16 protein-coding genes are annotated in these 18,648 nt (G+C 51.5%); 12 read left to right on the top strand and 4 right to left on the bottom strand.

Annotated elements, in window-relative coordinates; all coding sequences use genetic code 11:
* Window positions 1–26: 26 nt before the first annotated feature.
* The 7 genes from epmB to lnt all read left to right on the top strand — a co-directional run bounded on the left by epmB (window position 27) and on the right by lnt (window position 7,039).
* On the top strand, window positions 27–1,082 hold the full coding sequence (epmB, locus tag E1H14_RS07350) for an EF-P beta-lysylation protein EpmB (protein WP_149390818.1): 1,056 nt from the start codon (window positions 27–29) through the stop codon (window positions 1,080–1,082).
* On the top strand, window positions 1,079–1,621 hold the full coding sequence (locus E1H14_RS07345; RefSeq protein WP_149390817.1) for a hypothetical protein: 543 nt from the start codon (window positions 1,079–1,081) through the stop codon (window positions 1,619–1,621). The genes epmB and E1H14_RS07345 overlap by 4 nt, the downstream gene beginning before the upstream one ends.
* Window positions 1,622–1,817: 196 nt before the next feature.
* Window positions 1,818–3,167, top strand: coding sequence for a tRNA (N6-isopentenyl adenosine(37)-C2)-methylthiotransferase MiaB (miaB, locus tag E1H14_RS07340; protein ID WP_149390816.1), 1,350 nt, complete (start codon window positions 1,818–1,820; stop codon window positions 3,165–3,167).
* A 45-nt stretch (window positions 3,168–3,212) separates the two neighbouring features.
* The gene (locus E1H14_RS07335; protein ID WP_149390815.1) at window positions 3,213–4,214 is read left to right on the top strand and encodes a PhoH family protein; all 1,002 of its coding nucleotides are present in this window, start codon (window positions 3,213–3,215) and stop codon (window positions 4,212–4,214) included.
* A complete protein-coding gene (gene ybeY, locus E1H14_RS07330; protein WP_149390814.1) occupies window positions 4,214–4,669 on the top strand; it encodes an rRNA maturation RNase YbeY in 456 nt (151 codons plus the stop codon). The genes E1H14_RS07335 and ybeY overlap by 1 nt, the downstream gene beginning before the upstream one ends.
* Before the next feature lie 8 nt (window positions 4,670–4,677).
* Window positions 4,678–5,514: an HlyC/CorC family transporter gene (locus tag E1H14_RS07325; RefSeq protein ID WP_149390813.1), complete on the top strand. Its 837-nt coding sequence runs from the start codon at window positions 4,678–4,680 to the stop codon at window positions 5,512–5,514.
* A gap of 1 nt (window position 5,515) precedes the next feature.
* Window positions 5,516–7,039, top strand: a complete 1,524-nt coding sequence (lnt, locus tag E1H14_RS07320; protein ID WP_149390812.1) for an apolipoprotein N-acyltransferase — start codon at window positions 5,516–5,518, stop codon at window positions 7,037–7,039.
* Here the strand turns inward: lnt and E1H14_RS07315 are convergent.
* On the bottom strand, window positions 6,989–7,534 hold the full coding sequence (locus E1H14_RS07315) for a zinc ribbon-containing protein (RefSeq protein WP_149390811.1): 546 nt from the start codon (window positions 7,532–7,534) through the stop codon (window positions 6,989–6,991). The two genes, lnt and E1H14_RS07315, sit on opposite strands and share 51 nt — an antisense overlap.
* 174 nt (window positions 7,535–7,708) lie before the next feature.
* On the opposite strand from E1H14_RS07315, the gene leuS reads away from it, so the two are divergent.
* Genes leuS through E1H14_RS07295 form a run of 4 tightly spaced genes read left to right on the top strand, consistent with a single transcriptional unit; the run spans window position 7,709 to window position 12,218 of the window.
* Window positions 7,709–10,303: a leucine--tRNA ligase gene (gene leuS / locus E1H14_RS07310; RefSeq protein ID WP_149390810.1), complete on the top strand. Its 2,595-nt coding sequence runs from the start codon at window positions 7,709–7,711 to the stop codon at window positions 10,301–10,303.
* A 9-nt stretch (window positions 10,304–10,312) separates the two neighbouring features.
* On the top strand, window positions 10,313–10,816 hold the full coding sequence (locus E1H14_RS07305; RefSeq protein WP_149390809.1) for an LPS-assembly lipoprotein LptE: 504 nt from the start codon (window positions 10,313–10,315) through the stop codon (window positions 10,814–10,816).
* Window positions 10,813–11,856, top strand: a complete 1,044-nt coding sequence (gene holA / locus E1H14_RS07300; RefSeq protein ID WP_149390808.1) for a DNA polymerase III subunit delta — start codon at window positions 10,813–10,815, stop codon at window positions 11,854–11,856. The genes E1H14_RS07305 and holA overlap by 4 nt, the downstream gene beginning before the upstream one ends.
* Window positions 11,853–12,218, top strand: a complete 366-nt coding sequence (locus E1H14_RS07295) for a c-type cytochrome (RefSeq protein WP_160142042.1) — start codon at window positions 11,853–11,855, stop codon at window positions 12,216–12,218. Before holA ends, E1H14_RS07295 begins: the two co-directional genes overlap by 4 nt.
* Here the strand turns inward: E1H14_RS07295 and glnG are convergent.
* From glnG to glnA, 3 genes are all read right to left on the bottom strand, one after another.
* Complete coding sequence (gene glnG / locus E1H14_RS07290; protein ID WP_149390806.1) at window positions 12,215–13,648, bottom strand: nitrogen regulation protein NR(I); 1,434 nt, start codon at window positions 13,646–13,648, stop codon at window positions 12,215–12,217. The genes E1H14_RS07295 and glnG overlap by 4 nt on opposite strands.
* The gene (gene glnL, locus E1H14_RS07285) at window positions 13,617–14,705 is read right to left on the bottom strand and encodes a nitrogen regulation protein NR(II) (RefSeq protein ID WP_149390805.1); all 1,089 of its coding nucleotides are present in this window, start codon (window positions 14,703–14,705) and stop codon (window positions 13,617–13,619) included. Before glnL ends, glnG begins: the two co-directional genes overlap by 32 nt.
* Window positions 14,706–15,020: 315 nt before the next feature.
* The gene (gene glnA / locus E1H14_RS07280) at window positions 15,021–16,427 is read right to left on the bottom strand and encodes a glutamate--ammonia ligase (RefSeq protein ID WP_149390804.1); all 1,407 of its coding nucleotides are present in this window, start codon (window positions 16,425–16,427) and stop codon (window positions 15,021–15,023) included.
* Window positions 16,428–16,821: 394 nt separating this feature from the next.
* Between glnA and typA the strand changes: the two genes are divergently transcribed.
* Window positions 16,822–18,630: a translational GTPase TypA gene (typA, locus tag E1H14_RS07275; RefSeq protein WP_149390803.1), complete on the top strand. Its 1,809-nt coding sequence runs from the start codon at window positions 16,822–16,824 to the stop codon at window positions 18,628–18,630.
* Window positions 18,631–18,648: the final 18 nt, after the last annotated feature.

The raw sequence follows: 18,648 nt of genomic DNA, 5'->3' as shown, positions 1-18,648 counted from the left end.
CCTGATCAGCGGTCTTAATCTGCAGCATGTCGATTCCTCTACACCCTCTAGCGAACGACTCAGAAGCGCTGAGTTGGCAAGAAGTTCTGCGTGACGCCATCCGCGACGCGCCCAGCTTACTCAAAGCGCTTGAACTTCCGGAAACCCTGCTAGAGGGTGCTCAGTTAGGGCATCAACTCTTTCCGATTCGAGTGCCCGAGCCCTATCTATCGCGGATTGAAAAAGGTAACCCGAACGACCCCTTATTACGGCAAGTTTTACCCTTAGCGACCGAACACACTGCGGTGCCGGGCTTTGTCGCGGATCCGCTCGCGGAAAAGCAAGCCAACTTATCCTCAGGCTTGATTCATAAGTACAAAAACCGAATCCTGTTAATTCTCAGTGGTGCTTGTGCAATTAACTGTCGTTACTGCTTCCGTCGTCATTTTAACTATGCCGACAATCAGCTCGGCAAAGAGCCATGGCAAGAAGTGCTGACCTATCTGCACGCCCATCCCGAAGTGGATGAAGTGATTTTTTCAGGAGGTGATCCCCTCGCCACACCGGATCAGCGCCTTGCACAACTCATCGATGATCTTGAAGCGCTTCCGCAGTTGAAGCGCTTACGTATCCATAGTCGATTGCCGGTCGTGATTCCGCAGCGACTGACGGATCAGCTCATCAGCCGTCTCGGCCAATCACGTTTGGATACGCTACTGGTACTGCATATCAATCACCCCAATGAGATCGACGCCCAGGTTAGGTTCTACCTGGCCAAAGCTCGCCAACAGGGTATCCATCTGTTGAATCAAGCCGTACTCTTGCGCGGCATCAATGACAATCTAATTGTACAAAAAACACTCAGCGAAACTCTTTTCGCTGCCGGCGTTATCCCGTATTATCTCTTCCTGTTTGACCCCGTCGCGGGCGCCGCTCATTTTGATCTTGAAGATGAGTTTGGGCAAAAGCTGATGGGAGAGTTGCAGCGTGAGCTACCGGGTTATCTGGTGCCACGACTGGCACGCGAAATTCCGGGGCGTCCAGCCAAAACGTTACTGGCACCCCTGCTCGACTTACCTAACTCATCTGGAGCAGTGCAATGAGTCTTGGCTCAGCATTCAGACCCTCGTTGATTCTTTCGCTTTCCCTAACCCTGATTCTGGCTGGCAGCCTTTCAGGTTGTAAATACTCTTTTTTTAAGAAAAAACAACCTGAACCTGAACCTGTTGTGGAGGTTCCACCGCCACCTCCCCTGCCTAAACCGGCGCTCATTATCAGCCAAATGATGCCAGAGAAACCTCAGGCACGTGGTGATGCGGGGGCGTTTATCAACTTCATCAACGGCACAGACTTAACCGTGCAATACGTAATGTTCAAAACCACCGCCTATGATCGTAATGGCCGCATTGTGCATTCGAAGAAATCCGGTGATCCCAACACCTGGTTGCGAGTAGCTGGCCCCTTTGCACCCGGTCAGGCCAGTGGCAGCCGTCACTGGGAGCAACTTTGGCAGAACCGTGATCTTAACTGCTTTGAGATCGAGGGGGTTGAGCTGATCTATATGGATGGCATGGTCGAGTTTTATCACTCAGACCGTCTTTCTTTCTTACCGGATAGTGACCGCGACAACACCTGCTCTTAATGGATTTTCCTCTAGACCCATACTTTAAGGCTCAGGGATGAGCCTGCACACACGCCACGCCCGACTTTTCCTGCCTTTTCCACCCTTTATCTTCGTACAGACTGATCGTTTTTTAATCAATCCCTAGTCCATCCTCTGTCGCTCCGCTATAATCCGCCCTCTTTTTCTCCTCTCGATTAAGCAACACAGGTGAGACATGGCCAAAAAACTGTTTATCAAGACACACGGCTGTCAGATGAACGAATATGATTCTTCGCGCATGGCAGACTTACTCGGCGATAGCCATGAGCTGGAATTGACCGATTCTCCGGATGAGGCCGATGTTCTTCTCCTGAATACCTGCTCGATTCGAGAAAAAGCGCAGGAGAAGGTGTTTCACCAGCTGGGGCGCTGGCGCAAGCTCAAAGAGAAGCGTCCCGATCTGATTATTGGTGTCGGCGGCTGTGTCGCCAGCCAAGAAGGTGCTGCGATCCGTGACCGCGCGCCCTATGTTGATATGATTTTCGGCCCACAAACGCTACATCGTTTACCTGAGATGATCAACGAATCACGCCAGGGCGCTGTTGGCATTGTCGACGTCAGTTTTCCGGAAATTGAAAAGTTTGATCACCTCCCCGCTCCCAAGGTGGAAGGCGCGGAAGCCTTTGTTTCCATCATGGAAGGCTGCAGTAAATATTGTACCTTCTGCGTTGTCCCTTACACCCGCGGTGAAGAGGTCAGCCGCCCTCTTCAGGACGTGTTGCGTGAATGCGAAGAACTGGCTGAACAGGGAGTTCGCGAAGTGAACCTGCTCGGTCAGAACGTCAACGCCTATCGCGGTGCGACCCAGGATGGAGTGGATGCCGATCTGGCCGAACTGATTCGTCGTGTGGCCGCCATCCCAGGCATCGATCGTATCCGTTTTACCACCTCACATCCGGTGGAGTTTAGTGACAGTTTGATTCAGGTGTTTGCGGAAGTCCCGGAACTGGTCAGCCATCTACACCTTCCGGTACAAAGTGGTTCCGATCGTATTCTGATGGCGATGAAACGCGGCCATACCGTGTTGGAATATAAATCCAAACTGCGCCGCATTCGTAAACTGCGTCCTGAAATCAGCTTTTCATCCGACTTTATCATAGGTTTCCCGGGTGAAACCGATGCAGATTTTGAAGCCACAATGAATCTGATTCAGGAAATTGGCTTTGATTCCTCATTCAGCTTTATCTACAGTCGCCGCCCAGGCACTCCGGCTGCCGACTTGCCGGATACGATCAGCGAAGAAACCAAAAAACTGCGTCTAAATATTTTACAGGATCGTATCACTCAACAAGCGATGCAGATCAGTCGCCGCATGGTCGGTAGCACTCAGCGGATTCTGGTCAATGGTTACTCTAAGAAAGACCCCGGCCAACTTTCCGGCCGCACAGAGAATAACCGTGTGGTCAATTTCCGTTGTGACAATCCTGACTTGATCGGCTATTTTGCTGAGGTCAAGATAGTCGAAGCTTACGCGAACTCGCTGGTGGGTGAGCTGATCAGCTCCGAAATCGAGGCGCTTCACTGAAAGCGCCCCCTTCTACCCTTAGTGTCTAAAATCTAGGATACCCCTTTGTCAGCACAGCCTTCAGTCAGTTTTTCACTTGAACCGGACAATCCTGCCGCGCTCGCTGTCCTTTCCGGGCAGATGAATGAGCATCTGCTCTTGATCGAGCAGCGCCTAGGCCTGGAAATTCTCAGTCGTGGCAACCGTTTCCAGATTCTTGGAGACCGCACGCTCGCCACCCTGCTCAAGCCGGTTTTACAACAACTGTATAGCGAGGCCTGTGCTGGGACTGCCTTAACCCCTGATCACATTCATCTTGCGTTACAGCAAACAGGGATCGAGCAGCAGCTTCCTCCTGCTAGCCCCTATGACCGTGATGTCACGATCCGCACACGTAAACTGCAGATACGCCCACGTAGCGACAACCAAAAACGCTATGTACGCTCTATCCAGAGCCTCGACATTAATTTTGGCATTGGCCCGGCGGGAACCGGCAAAACCTACCTGGCCGTAGCCTGTGCCGTAGAAGCTCTGGAGCGCGAAGAGATCAGCCGCATCCTCCTGGTGCGCCCGGCGGTGGAAGCGGGTGAAAAACTCGGCTTTTTGCCAGGCGATCTATCACAAAAAGTCGATCCTTACCTGCGCCCTCTTTATGATGCTCTCTATGAAATGCTCGGAATTGAAAAGGTCGCCAAACTGATCGAGCGTAATGTCATCGAAATTGCCCCCCTCGCGTACATGCGTGGACGTACGCTGAACGGCTCCTTTGTCATTCTGGATGAGAGTCAAAACACCACACGTGAACAGATGAAAATGTTTCTGACCCGTATTGGCTTTGGCTCGACCGCTGTCATTACCGGTGATGTCACTCAGATCGATCTTCCCAAAGGTGTTGCCTCCGGCCTGGTCCATGCCATAGAGGTTCTTAAAGGGGTTGAAGGCATAGGATTTACCCACTTTGAAGCCAAAGATGTGGTGCGTCATCCATTGGTACAACACATCGTGCTCGCGTATGATCGCTACGAAAAAAACGAAGCACAACGCCAAGCCCAAACAGGTAAACGCTGATGTCCTACTCAGTCGATCTCCAATACGAAGTGCCACGCTCCGGCTTACCCGATGCGCAAGCCTTCCAACTCTGGACACACACCACACTCCAAGGCCGTCGCTTACGTGCCGAAGTGTGTATTCGCTTGGTCAGCGCCGCAGAGAGCCAAGAACTCAACCGCACCTGGCGTGGAAAGGATTATCCGACCAATGTACTCTCCTTTCCGTTCGAAGCACCGCCTGGGATTCCCATCGACTCAATCGGGGATCTGGTCATCTGTGCAGAAGTGGTGAAGCAAGAAGCTCTGGAACAGGGCAAACAGGAACTCGACCATTGGGCGCATTTAGTCATTCATGGCCTCTTGCATCTCATCGGTTTCGACCATATAAATGACGCTGAAGCCGAAGAGATGGAAGCACTGGAAATCAGTTTGCTGGCTCGGCTGGGGATTCCCAACCCTTACGAATCCGCTTAGAGGACTGTATGAGCGAAGAGCGATCGGGCTCGACCGGCAAAAGCTGGTTAGGCCGACTGGCGCAAGCCTTTTCTGATGAACCACCGACCCGTGAAGATCTGATATCCGGCCTTTACGAAGCCGCTGAAGCGGGGGTACTGGATAACGATGCCTTAAATATTATTGAAGGCGCGATGCAGGTCTCCGATATGCGGGTGCGGGATGCGATGATCCCTCGCGCACAAATGACCATGGTCCAGGTTAACCAGACCCCGCTTGAATTCCTTCCCCTGATTATCGAAACCGCTCACTCACGCTTCCCCGTCTGCGGTGAAAACCCAGATGAAGTCATTGGTATTCTTCTGGCGAAAGATCTTTTGCCCTTTATGCTCAGCGGCAATTTGGAAAGCTTTAATCTCGCCGACTGCGTACGTCCTGCCGTTTTTATCCCGGAAGGTAAACGCCTGAATGTGCTCTTACGTGAATTCCGTTCCACACGTAATCACATGGCCATCGTGGTCGATGAGTACGGTGGTATCTCCGGCTTAATTACCATAGAAGATGTGTTAGAGCAGATCGTCGGTGAAATCGAAGATGAACACGATGAGGATGAAGACGAAGGCAATATCAAACCTCTCGATGACAAGGGCTATCTGGTTAAAGCACTGACACCGATTGAAGATTTCAATGACTACTTCGATGCCGATCTACCGGATGATGAGTTTGACACCCTCGGTGGTATCATCACCCAACGTTTTGGACGTTTGCCCCAAAAAGGTGAAAGCGTCAGCTTAAACGCTTATAACTTCACCGTGCTGTCTGCAGATAATCGCCGTATCCGTCTGCTTCAGGTGACGCCCACTTAAAATGCCCAGCTCAAGCCGTGTCTTTTTGCCTCTTTCTTGGGCTTTGCGTTTAGTCCTCGCCCTGCTGGCCGGTGCGCTCGTCACGCTCGCCCTGGCCCCTTTTAATCTCTGGCTCTTGGCCCTGCTCAGCCCAGCGCTTTTGTTCGCTCTGCTCGATCATCTCTCGCCACGCCAAAGCGCACTCTTAGGCCTGGCCTATGGCACAGGCTTTTTTGGTGCGGGGGTCTCTTGGGTCTATGTCAGCATCCATACTTTTGGGGGTGCTTCACCGGCTCTAGCGAGCTTAATGACTCTGGCCTTTATCCTGGCGCTGGCGTTACTGTTTATGTGCCAAACCTACCTTTATCAACGCTTGTGCGGACGATCGCTCTACCGTGCCTTAGGTTTCTGTGGTTTATGGTTGCTCTTCGAATGGCTGCGTAGTTGGTTTTTGACTGGCTTCCCCTGGCTCTATTTAGGTTATGCCTGGATTGACACCCCCTGGGCACCCTTGGCCGCTGTGACCGGCGTCTGGGGCTTATCCTTACTCAGTGTATTACTGGGCTGCAGCCTGTACGCTGCCTGGCAACAAAAACGTGCTGTGTGGTTAAGTGTCTGGCTGCTACCGGCCCTACTGTTACTTCTGCCGCAAAGCTGGACTCAAGCCGATCCCGAGAAAGGGTCTTTACGCGTGGCGGTGATTCAACCGGATATTTCTCAGCACGATAAGTGGCGTGCCGACTTTTTACCCGGATTATTAGACAAACAGATACAACTCAGCCAACAGCATCTAGATGTGGATCTCATCCTCTGGCCAGAAACTGCCATTCCGACGCTGTATTACCAAGCCGCCCCCTATGTCGAACCTTTTTTTGATCAGCTGGATGATCTCGACATTACACTTATCAGCGGCTTTCCCTATATGACCTTCTATGCCGAAAGCCCTGATCGCCCTGTTTTTCATAATAGCCTGGCGATCTTTAGTGTGGGCGTGGGGGTCTACCACAAACAACGCTTAGTGCCTTTTGGTGAATATGTACCTTTCGAAGCACAGCTACGTGGTTTAATCGACTTCTTTGATTTACCCATGTCGGAGTTCAGTCTCCCGCCGAGTAGCGAGCTGATACTTGCTGTGCAGAACTTCGCGATTGCGCCGTTAATCTGTTACGAAATTGCCTACCCGGAGCTCACCCGCAAGAGTGCAGCGATCAGTGATCTCTTACTCACCGTCTCTAACGATGCCTGGTTTGGACGCTCAATAGCAGGGGATCAGCACTTCCAAATCGCGCGGATGCGAGCCATTGAAAATGGACGCTGGTTAGTACGCGGCACCAACGATGGAATTAGCGCCCTGGTCGATGCACAAGGGCAAGTCATCAAACAAGCAGAGCGCTTTAGCGCGACCAGTTTCAGCGCAGAAGCCCCAGCGCTGCAGGGCCAAACACCCTATCAACGCTGGGGCGTTTGGCCGAGCCTCGTGTTGAGCCTGATCTTTTTAATCCTCGGTGGTCCAAGGTTTCGAAACCCGCTCAAACAGCACAGCTGAACAACGTGCACAAGGCTGAAGATGGGATGTCTTTAATAAGCGTTGTTCTTCACCACATTGGCTGCAGCGAAAGAGTCCTGGCAAGGAGACTTCACCGGCGACATATTCCGTCTCTGAATGAGACAGCTGCTCACGCAGCAGCTCATGCTGAACACGCGTCTGGTCGGCGAGATCCCATAAACGCTTGATTAGGGTCTGCTCCAACACGTTCAGATCAAAATGCAGCCAAGCGGCAATGCCTTCTCCGGTCTCATGGGCATAATAACCCAGGCTTTTTAAATCACGCTCTACATAAGCACTGAGAAGATCCAGCTCATCTCGCGTCATCTCCTCGGCGGCCATTTCTAGCTCCACCACTTCCCGAATCCGCGCTTGCAGAGACTCCCAAGTGGTCAGCCCGGCGTCATCTAAAGATCCACGCAAACGATCCAGAATACGATCATAGGCTTCCGGGAAACCCTTTTTCGGATCCAGAGGTTTTTTAGGGTCGGTCATCTTACTTCTCCTTAATCACCCGGAGGTGACAACGGCAAACTCTGTTGGCCTTTCACCATATATTGTATGCTATGGCGCATATAAAGCATCTTTCCAATTAATCAGTTTGTGCCGAGCCACCAGGTAAACCTCTGCAGCGGTTTGAGCACTGACCTAGAGATCCGATCTGAGACAATGAACGAACAGTATCAGCCACAGGCCATCGAACCCCAAGTCCAAGACTACTGGGAGCAACAGGAATGTTTTCGCGCCAGTGATGACTCATCCCAAGAGAAATTCTTCTGCCTCTCCATGTTCCCTTATCCCAGTGGCCGCCTGCACATGGGGCATGTGCGCAACTACACCATTGGTGATGTGATCTCACGCTACCAACGCATGCAGGGTAAAAATGTCCTGCAGCCGATGGGCTGGGATGCTTTTGGTCTACCCGCTGAAAATGCCGCGATCAACAACAAGGTGGCACCGGCAAAATGGACCTATGAAAATATCGATTACATGCGTAACCAGCTCAAGCAGATGGGTTTTGGTTATGACTGGTCACGTGAACTGGCAACTTGCCATCCTGAATACTACCGTTGGGAGCAATGGTTCTTTACCCGTCTGATGAAAAAAGGACTGGTTTACAAACGTGAAGCTGAAGTGAACTGGGATCCCGTCGACCAAACAGTTTTAGCCAACGAGCAGGTGATTGATGGACGTGGCTGGCGCTCAGGTGCCTTGGTTGAACGCAAAAAGATCCCACAGTGGTTCTTAAAAATTACCGATTATGCCGATCAGCTGTTAGACGATCTGGATAAGCTTGAGGGTTGGCCCGAGCAGGTCAAAACCATGCAGCGCAACTGGATTGGTCGTTCACACGGCGCTGAAATCTGTTTCCGCGTCGAAGGTTATGGCGACTTAGAAGTCTTTACCACACGTCCCGACACTCTGATGGGAGTCACCTATGTCGCTGTGGCACCTCAGCATCCTTTAGCTCTGCAAGCTGCCGCAACCTCCCCTGAACTGGCACGTTTTATTGATGAATGCAAAAACGTCAAGCTGGCAGAAGCCGACCTAGCGGTCATGGAGAAAAAGGGAATGCCTCTAGGCATTCAGGCTATCCATCCGATCACGGGTGAAAGCATCCCGGTGTGGACGGCCAACTTTGTCTTAATGGACTACGGCTCGGGTGCTGTCATGTCCGTCCCGGCCCACGACCAGCGTGACTGGGAGTTTGCGCAGAAATACAACTTGCCCATGAAACAGGTCATTGCCCCTTTAGAGGCGAAAACACCGATTGATCTTGCCCAAGAAGCCTTTACTGAGAAAGGGGTGTTGATCAACTCTGGTGATTTTGATGACTTAGAATTCGATCTGGCCTTTAAAGCTATCACCAAAGAGCTGTCGCAACGCGGCCGTGGCCAGGTCACGATCCATTATCGATTGCGCGATTGGGGCGTATCACGTCAACGCTACTGGGGCACTCCTATCCCGGTCATTAATTGCCCAAGCTGTGGTCCTGTGGCTGTTCCTGAAGATCAACTACCTGTCATTCTACCTGAAGAGGTCGAGTTTGATGGTGTCGGCTCTCCGATTAAAAAGATGCAGAGCTTCATTCACACTCAGTGCCCAGAATGTGGCGGTGCGGCCGAGCGTGAAACCGATACCTTTGACACCTTTATGGAATCCAGCTGGTACTACGCGCGTTACGCCAGCCGTTTCAGCGCCGATGCTATGCTAGACCCTGAGCAATCCAAATACTGGTTGCCGGTTGATCAGTATATCGGCGGGATTGAACATGCCATCTTGCATCTGCTCTATGCGCGCTTTTTCCACAAACTGATGCGTGATGAAGGCCTAGTAGACTCAGACGAGCCTTTTGCGCGCCTTTTGTGCCAAGGCATGGTATTGGCTGAAACCTATTACCGTGAAGATGAGCGTGGTGCACAAACCTGGATTGCTCCGACCGATGTGATTCCTGAAACGGATGAAAAAGGTCGCATCATCGCCGCCAAACATAAGGTAGATGGTCAACCGGTGATCGTATCGGGAATGGCCAAGATGTCGAAATCCAAGAACAACGGCATTGACCCGCAAGTGATGATTGATCGTTACGGTGCCGACACCGTGCGCCTGTTTATGATGTTTGCAGCCCCGCCTGAGCAGTCCCTGGAATGGTCTGATTCTGCGGTCGAGGGCGCACACCGCTTCCTGCGCCGTTTATGGAAACAAGTCCATGATCATCTGCTGCAGGGTGTAGCGGCCCCTCTGCAGGCGCAAGACGAACTCAACGATGAACAGCGTGAACTGCGCCGTAAAGTGCATGAAACCATCCAGAAGGTCAGCGATGACATCGAGCGTCGCCAAACCTTCAATACCGCGATCGCAGCCATCATGGAGCTATCGAACGCTATTGCGCGCTTTGTTGACCACAGTGAACTCGGACGCAAGGTGATGCAAGAAGCCTTAGAAGCCTCTGTCCGCTTACTTGCCCCTATCGTTCCTCATATCACCCATGTGCTCTGGGAAGCTTTAGGTCACCGCGATGCGGTGGTTACAACGCCCTGGCCACAAGCCGATGCTGCGGCCATGACACGTGCCAGCGTCGACATAGTGGTGCAGGTAAACGGTAAGGTGCGTGCACGCATTCAAGTGGCCGCAGATGCTGATGAAGACACCCTGCTGCATCTGGCTCTGGCACAAGAAAACGTACAGAAGCATCTAGAAGGTAAGGCGATCCGCAAGAAAATTGCGGTGCCCAATAAGCTCTTAAACCTCGTGGTTGGCTAGGAGAAATACATGGCCTCTACCCTTGCCCAGCGTGGGCATCTGATTCTAGGACTCTTAGTGGTGAGCCTACTGCTCTCCGCCTGTGGTTTTAAGCTACGCGGTGTCTTTGATATCCCAGAAGCCCTGCGTCAAGTCAGCCTAGTATCCTCGGAGCGCCCAGGTGATCTGGAGCGCACCCTTGAACAAACACTACGCGTGAATGGGGTGCACCTAGAGGCCGATGCGCCTTATCGTATCGAACTGCTGGAAATCGACTCGATTCGTCGCGCCATTTCCTTGGGCAGTGACGCCCGTGTTTCGGAGTATGAGTTACGCAGTGAAGTGACTTTCCAAGTCAGCGATCGTGAAGGGCAGCTCTTACTGCCCCCCACGCGTTTATTTACAGAGCGTGTCTACAGCGTCGATCCGAACAATATTACGGCCAGTGAATCACAAGAACCTTTACTGCGCCGTCAGATCACGCAAGACCTCGCACAACAAATCGTGCGTCAGTACACTCGCCTGCGTCCGTGAAACTGCGTGCCGAACAGCTGGCAAACCATCTGGGGCGCCAGCCTGTCCAACCTATCTATCTGATCGCGGGTGATGAGCCTCTGTTGTGCGGTGAAAGCGCAGATCTACTGCGCCGTCATCTAAAAGCTCAGGGTTTTAGCGAACGTGAACTTGTGCATGCCGACCAGAGTAGTTTTAACTGGGAGGTTCTGCTCCAACAAGCGAATGCGTTATCCCTGTTTGCTGAGCGCAAGATACTCGAAGTGCGCGCCCCCAGTCTTAAATTCTCTAAGCCTGAAAGCCAAGCTCTGCAAGCCTATTTACGCAATCCCTCACCCGATAGCTGTTTGCTACTCATTGCGGGGCGCCTCGATGCCGGACAGAAAAAAAGTGCTTGGTTCAGTGCGATAGATGCCAGTGGTTGTATCCTAGAGATCTGGCCGCCTGAACCTCAGCAACTCCTTGGCTGGTTATTACAACGCGCACAAAGCCTCCAGCTGCAACTGAGCGAAGAAGCAGCACGCTTGCTTTCGGACCGAATAGAGGGCAATTTACTCGCGGCCAAACAGGAACTCGATAAACTTGCCCTGCTCTTTCCCAATCAAGCCTTAGGCAGTGAGGAGATTCTCGGCGCTGTCTCGGACTCTTCACGCTTTGATGTGTTTGCCTTAATGGATGCGGCCCTAGAATCGAATACGCTACGCAGCGAGCGTATTTTGCAGGCTCTACGCCATGAAGGGGTGGAAGCTGCAATTGTATTGTGGGCGATTAGCCGTGATCTGCGCAGCTTGATTCAAGTACAACAGGGGCTAGCACGAGGCCAAAGCTTTGATAGTCTGGCGCAAAGTGAAAAGCTTTGGGGCAAGCGTAAACAATTGGTACAACGCTGTTTAAGACGCCTTCCCCTGACACAGTTACAACGCCTGTTGATGCGCTGCGCACAAGCAGATGCAAGGATTAAAGGCCAAGAAAAAGGCGATGTCTGGATTATCTTGTCTCAGCTCGTCTGGGAACTCAGTGGACAGTCTGCACTTTTTGTTTCTGCTGGTGAGGAGATATGAACTTGACGGGTTACAGATCAATTTTGATGCTGCTCATCTTGAGCGGTTTACTCAGCGCTTGCAGTCGTGAGCCTTCCCCAGAAAAGATGCAACGTGGTGATCAGCTCTATGGCTATTATTGCCGCGAATGCCACCTACATCGCGGCATAGGCGCAGAGTTCGAACATCTACCAGTTGGCGTGAGCCAATTGCAGGTACATGATCTAGTGCTGATCATCAAACACGGCTACCAACTCGGTCATCCCATGGGCCACTTCCCGAATCTCAGCCATGAACAAGCCTTAACGGTGGCAGAGTATGCGGTGGCACTGCGTCAACAACAACGTCAGGCCACCTTGCCAGCCCAGAGCACAAAGCCCTAATCTTCGTCATCCTCATCATCGGTGCCGGTTTCTAGCCCTAACTCTTTGATCTTACGTGTTAAGGTATTACGTCCCCAGCCCAAAAGCTCGGCGGCATCACGTTTGCGTCCAGCAGTATGGCGCAGAGCCACTTCTATCATCGCACGCTCAAACTGTGGAACCGCTTCGTTCAGAATCGTTTTACGGCCCCGCCCTAGTTGCTGGTCTGCCCAGTTGCGCAACAGCTGCTCCCAGCTACCACTAACCACGGTACCCGGCTCCTGCTGCTCCAACAACTCCGGCGGCAGATCCGATACCAGAACTTCACGTCCCGAAGCCATCACTGTTAACCAACGACAAGTGTTCTCCAGCTGACGCACGTTACCCGGCCAAGGCAGATCACAGATAAAAGCTTCTGTTTCCGGTTTCAATATTTTAGGCTCAACATTCAGCTCTTCCGCTGAACGTGCAAGGAAATGCCGTGCTAAGCGTGGAATATCCTCACGCCTTTGCGACAAGCGCGGAATATGGATACGAATCACATTCAGGCGGTGAAATAGATCCTCACGGAAACGCCCTTCTTTAACTAGATTTTCCAGATTTTGGTGAGTCGCCGCGATAATACGGACATCCACCTTCACGGGAGTATGTCCGCCCACTCGGTAAAACTCACCGTCTGCCAAGACACGCAACAAACGCGTTTGTGTATCCGCAGGCATGTCTCCAATTTCATCCAGAAACAAAGTGCCGCCATCCGCCTGCTCAAAACGCCCACGCCGCGCTGCGGTGGCACCGGTAAAGGCCCCCTTTTCATGGCCGAACAGTTCGGATTCAATCAAATCTTTAGGGATCGCCGCCATATTCAAAGGGATAAAGGGCTGGCTGGCACGCGGGCTATGACGATGCAGCGCATGTGCCACCAACTCCTTACCCGTGCCCGACTCACCGTTAATCAACACGGTGATGTTCGATTGAGATAAGCGTCCGATGGCACGAAACACTTCCTGCATCGCCGGAGCTTCACCGATAATTTCCGCCGTATCCGCTAGCGCCACTTCCGGGCTCTGCTCACGTCGTTCATAGGCGTGTTCGACTGCACGCTGCACCAAAGCGACTGCTTCATCCACATCAAAGGGTTTAGGCAGGTACTCAAAGGCTCCACCACGGTAAGAAGCCACCGCGCTGTCGAGGTCGGAATGCGCAGTCATAATAATGATCGGCATTTGCGAATTGATTTTCTGGATATGGTTTAACAACTCCAGTCCATCCATTCCCGGCATACGTATGTCACTGATGATGGCATCTGGCTGCTCACGCTCCAGACGTTTGATCAAGCCATCGGCATTCTCAAAGATCGCTGTTTTCAGACCGGCTGAAGTCAGCGCCTTATCCAATACCCAACGAATCGAACGATCATCATCAACTATCCAGACATGACCCGGTGTTTTCATTCTTCTGCTCCAGCGGAATTAAAAGTTGAAAGCGTGTTTGCCCTGGCTCACTGTTACATTCGATCAGGCCTTTATGACGATTAATAATGGCTTGAGCGATCGACAGCCCCAGACCTGATCCTTCGGCACGCCCTGTCACCATGGGGTAAAAAATAGAACTGATCAATTCACTCGGGATACCCGGCCCGTTATCGATAATATCGATTGAGCAAACTAAACGATGGCGCTCGCTGCCTAAAGTCAACTGACGTAAAGCACGCGTGCGCAGAGTAATCTGTGGATGTTCAGTGGCGGACTCCTGCAAGGCCTGCATGGCGTTACGCACGATATTCAAGGTAGCTTGAATCAACTGCTCCTTATCGCCACTAAACTCGGGGATGCTCGGATCATAATCGCGGACGATCTGGATTTTGTGTCCAGACTCCACTCTGACCAGACTGCAAACCCTTTCCAAAATAGCGTGAATATTGATCTGCTCGATGTGCGGTAGCTTATGTGGACCCAACAAACGATCCACTAGATTGCGCAGGCGATCAGCCTCTTCGATGATGACACGAGTGTAGTCATGCAATTCAACATCTGTCAGCTCGCGCTCCAATAATTGCGCGGCGCCTCGTATCCCCCCAAGGGGGTTTTTGATCTCATGCGCTAAACCTCTGACCAAAGAGCGAGCGGTGGCATGACGTGTGAGCAATTCCTCTTCACGCTCAATACGCATCAAACGATCACGCGCCTGAATCTCCAGCAACAAGCCTTTATTCGGTAACAGATTTACGCTGTAATCGATCAAGAGCTCCTGCGCCTGAGCAGTAAAGACACGCGCTTCACGCTTACTGAAAGGGTGCCCGGTCTGCAGAGAGTCATTCAACAAGGCGATATCTTCCTCACTCAACGTGAGCCAGTCATAGATCGACTTACCCTCCAAACGGCGCAAAGACGCCTGCAGCAGCATTTCCGCAGCGGGGTTCAGGTAACTGATATTTAAATTCAGATCTAGAAAGACGATAGAGGTCGTCAAATTATCCAGAATATTGCGTGTAATTTCGTGGTGTAACATGCACCTTCTCCTGTCTGACCTATGTCTAGCAAAATAGAGGCCAGAAACCAGATTCCACTCCAACGCACTAAAATGGGCAGTTTGTTGTGGAAGTCGCCGATCTAATATTCGACTATAGCGCGTTATTTGCACCAAATTAGTGCTTGTGCGATTTTTTTGAACACGAACGTGCCAGAATGAAGCCCTAGACTTTTCCTCTTGAGAAGCTCATTTTGCAAACTCTAATTTCGGGCAGAAAAAAACCTCCCGTAGGAGGCTTTTTAAGTAGGCGTTGCAGAACAACCTCCTGCCCTAGCAGGAGGTGCCACGACAAGCTTATACGGAGTAGTAGAGATCAAACTCAACTGGGTGAGTGGTCATATTGACACGCTCAACCTCAGCACGCTTCAGCTTGATGTAAGCATCCAGCATGTCTTTAGAGAAGACACCGCCCTTAGTCAGGAACTCATAATCCGCTTCCAGCGCATCCAGAGCTTCGGTCAGGCTACCAACAACCGTTGGGATCTGCTTAGCTTCTTCAGGTGGCAGGTCATACAGATCTTTATCCGCTGGATCACCAGGGTGGATCTTGTTCTGAATACCATCGATACCGGCCATCAACAGTGCTGCAAAGCACAGGTATGGGTTCGCTGCTGGATCTGGGAAGCGTGCTTCAACACGACGTGCTTTAGGCGACGTAGTGTAAGGAATACGCAGAGAAGCCGAGCGGTTACGTGCTGAGTAAGCCAACATAACAGGTGCTTCAAAACCTGGAACCAAACGCTTGTAAGAGTTAGTCGATGGGTTACACAGCGCATTCAAAGCCTTAGCATGCTTGATGATACCGCCAATGTAATACAGTGCATATTCACTCAAACCACCGTAACCGTCACCCGCGAAGATATTTTTACCATCTTTGCTCATGGACAGGTGAACGTGCATACCTGAACCGTTATCACCGACCAGTGGCTTAGGCATGAAGGTTGCAGTTTTGCCGTAAGCATGCGCCACGTTGTGTACGCAGTACTTCAGGATCTGAACTTCGTCCGCTTTTTTCACCAGAGTGTTGCCACGTACGCCGATTTCGCACTGACCCGCTGTCGCCACTTCGTGGTGGTGAACTTCGATGGTCAGGCCCATGGCTTCCATCGCATCACACATCGCCGCACGCAGATCGTGCAGAGAGTCGATTGGCGGTACTGGGAAGTAACCGCCTTTTACGCGTGGACGGTGGCCGGTATTGCCACCTTCAATTTTGTGGCTAGAAGCCCAAGCCGCTTCTTCAGAGCTGATGGTGTAACCACAGCCACCGATATCGGCATGCCAGTTCACTTCGTCAAATACGAAGAACTCAGGTTCTGGGCCTAACATCGCAGAATCTGCAATGCCTGTGGATTTCAGGTACTGTTCCGCACGAGTGGCTACAGAGCGTGGGTCGCGGTCATAACCCTGGCCTGTTGCTGGCTCGATGATGTTACAACGTACAATAACAGTCGGTGCTTCAGAGAAAGGATCCATCACAGATGCGCTGTCGTCTGGCAGCAGAATCATGTCGGATTCCTGAATACCCTTCCAACCTGCAATAGAAGAACCATCGAACATTTTGCCTTCTTCGAAGAAGGAATCACCCATATCCGATACTGGAATGGTCACGTGCTGCTCTTTACCTTTGAAATCGGTAAAGCGCATATCGATCCATTTAGCACCGCTTTCTTTGATCAGATTCAGAGTGTTCTCTGACATACGACTCTCTCCACAATTTGATATGAATTTGCCGGAAGCCGAATGACCTATTGTTCATTCATGCCGCACCGCTTGATATGTGTAAAGCAAACGGCGTGCCAGCACGAAAACCCTGTTAAACAGCCTCATTTTTCGCGGCCTTTGACAGCAGCTCTCTGCTTAATCGCACCATAAAAATGCATCAAAACAAACTATGCACAATATTGGAGCAAAATACCGTCTATTCTGCTCTCTTTTTAGGTGCAACCGGTGTAGTAATGATACTCGATGAACCGCAGACTTGCTCTATCCTGGGGCATTTGTTTTTTCCTTTAGGTTTTTGTCAACTTTAATCGATTGTTCGCCGCCCCTTGCGTATAATGCTGGCCTTTACAAAAGAACCGGGTAATCACTTGTGATCGAAAAGCTCAGAAACATCGCCATCATCGCTCACGTCGATCATGGCAAAACCACTCTGGTCGATAAGCTGCTGCAACAGTCAGGTACTCTGACACGTCGCGATGAAAGTGCAGAGCGCGTCATGGACTCCAATGATCAGGAGCGTGAGCGCGGCATCACCATTCTGGCTAAAAACACGGCCATCCGCTGGAATGACTATCGCATCAATATCGTTGACACACCGGGCCACGCCGACTTCGGTGGTGAGGTAGAGCGCGTACTGTCCATGGTGGATTCCGTCCTGTTGCTGGTCGACGCGGTCGATGGCCCCATGCCTCAAACACGCTTTGTCACCCAGAAAGCCTTTGCTCAGGGTTTGCACCCGATTGTCGTCATCAACAAAATCGATCGTCCCGGCGCACGTCCAGATTGGGTCATGGATCAGGTCTTTGATCTGTTTGATAACCTCGGTGCGACCGATGAGCAGCTCGACTTCCCGGTTGTGTATGCTTCCGCTCTGAACGGTATTGCAGGCTTAGATGCGGATGACATGGCTGAAGACATGACCCCGCTGTTTGAAGCGATCGTTAAGCATGTACATCCACCTCGCGTGGATGCGGAAGGTCCTTTCCAGATGCAGATTTCAGCTCTGGATTACAATAGCTATGTCGGTGTTATCGGTGTCGGTCGTATCACACGCGGTCGCCTGAAAACCAACACTCAGGTTAAAGTCATCGACAGCCACGCACAGTTGCGTAATGGTCGTGTCTTACAGATCATGGGCTACCACGGCTTAGAGCGGGTGGAAGTCACTGAGGCCGAAGCAGGCGATATCGTTTGTGTAACCGGTCTAGATCAGCTGAACATCTCGGATACACTGTGTGATCCGAACTGCGTCGAAGCACTGCCGGCCCTGTCTGTTGATGAGCCAACTGTTTCGATGACTTTCCAAGTCAACGATTCACCTTTTGCCGGCCAGGATGGTAAATACATCACCAGTCGTAATATTAAGGATCGTCTTGAGCGTGAGCTGATTCACAACGTTGCCCTGCGCGTCGAGCCAGGTGAGTCCCCTGAGAAATTTAAGGTCTCGGGGCGTGGTGAATTGCATCTGTCGGTGCTGATTGAGTCCATGCGTCGTGAAGGCTTTGAACTCGGGGTTTCACGTCCTGAAGTTATCCAGAAAGAGATCGATGGTGAACTGCGTGAGCCTTACGAATTAGTTATGCTCGATGTAGAAGAACAGCACCAGGGTTCTGTCATCGAAGAGCTGGGCAAACGCAAAGGCGATATGACCAATATGGAAGTGGATGGTAAAGGCCGCGTACGCGTCACCTTTATGATCCCATCACGTGGTCTGATCGGTTTCCGTAGCCAGTTTATGACCATGACTTCAGGCACCGGGATTATGACTTCGGTCTTTGATCACTACGGTCGCATCAAAGATGGCGAAATGGGCGCACGTAACAACGGTGTACTGGTCTCCATGGTGAATGGTAAAGCCTTGGCTTTCGCCCTCTTCAGCTTGCAAGAACGTGGCCGCTTGTTCATCAATCCGAACATCGAAGTCTATGAAGGCATGGTCATCGGTATTCACAGCCGCTCGAATGATCTGGTCGTGAACCCTACCAAGGGCAAACAGCTGACTAACATGCGTGCTTCCGGTACGGATGAAAACATCATTCTGACACCACCTATCCTCTTCTCTCTGGAGCAGGCGCTGGATTTCATTGAAGATGATGAATTGGTTGAGGTCACCCCTAACCACATTCGTATCCGTAAGAAGCTGCTGAAAGAAAACGAGCGTAAACGCAACAAGAAGTAATCAGCTTCACAGCAGGAT

The sequence above is a fragment of the Nitrincola tapanii genome (assembly GCF_008368715.1).
GTDB lineage: Bacteria > Pseudomonadota > Gammaproteobacteria > Pseudomonadales > Balneatricaceae > Nitrincola > Nitrincola tapanii.
This window is presented reverse-complemented; position numbering and strand designations above follow the sequence as displayed.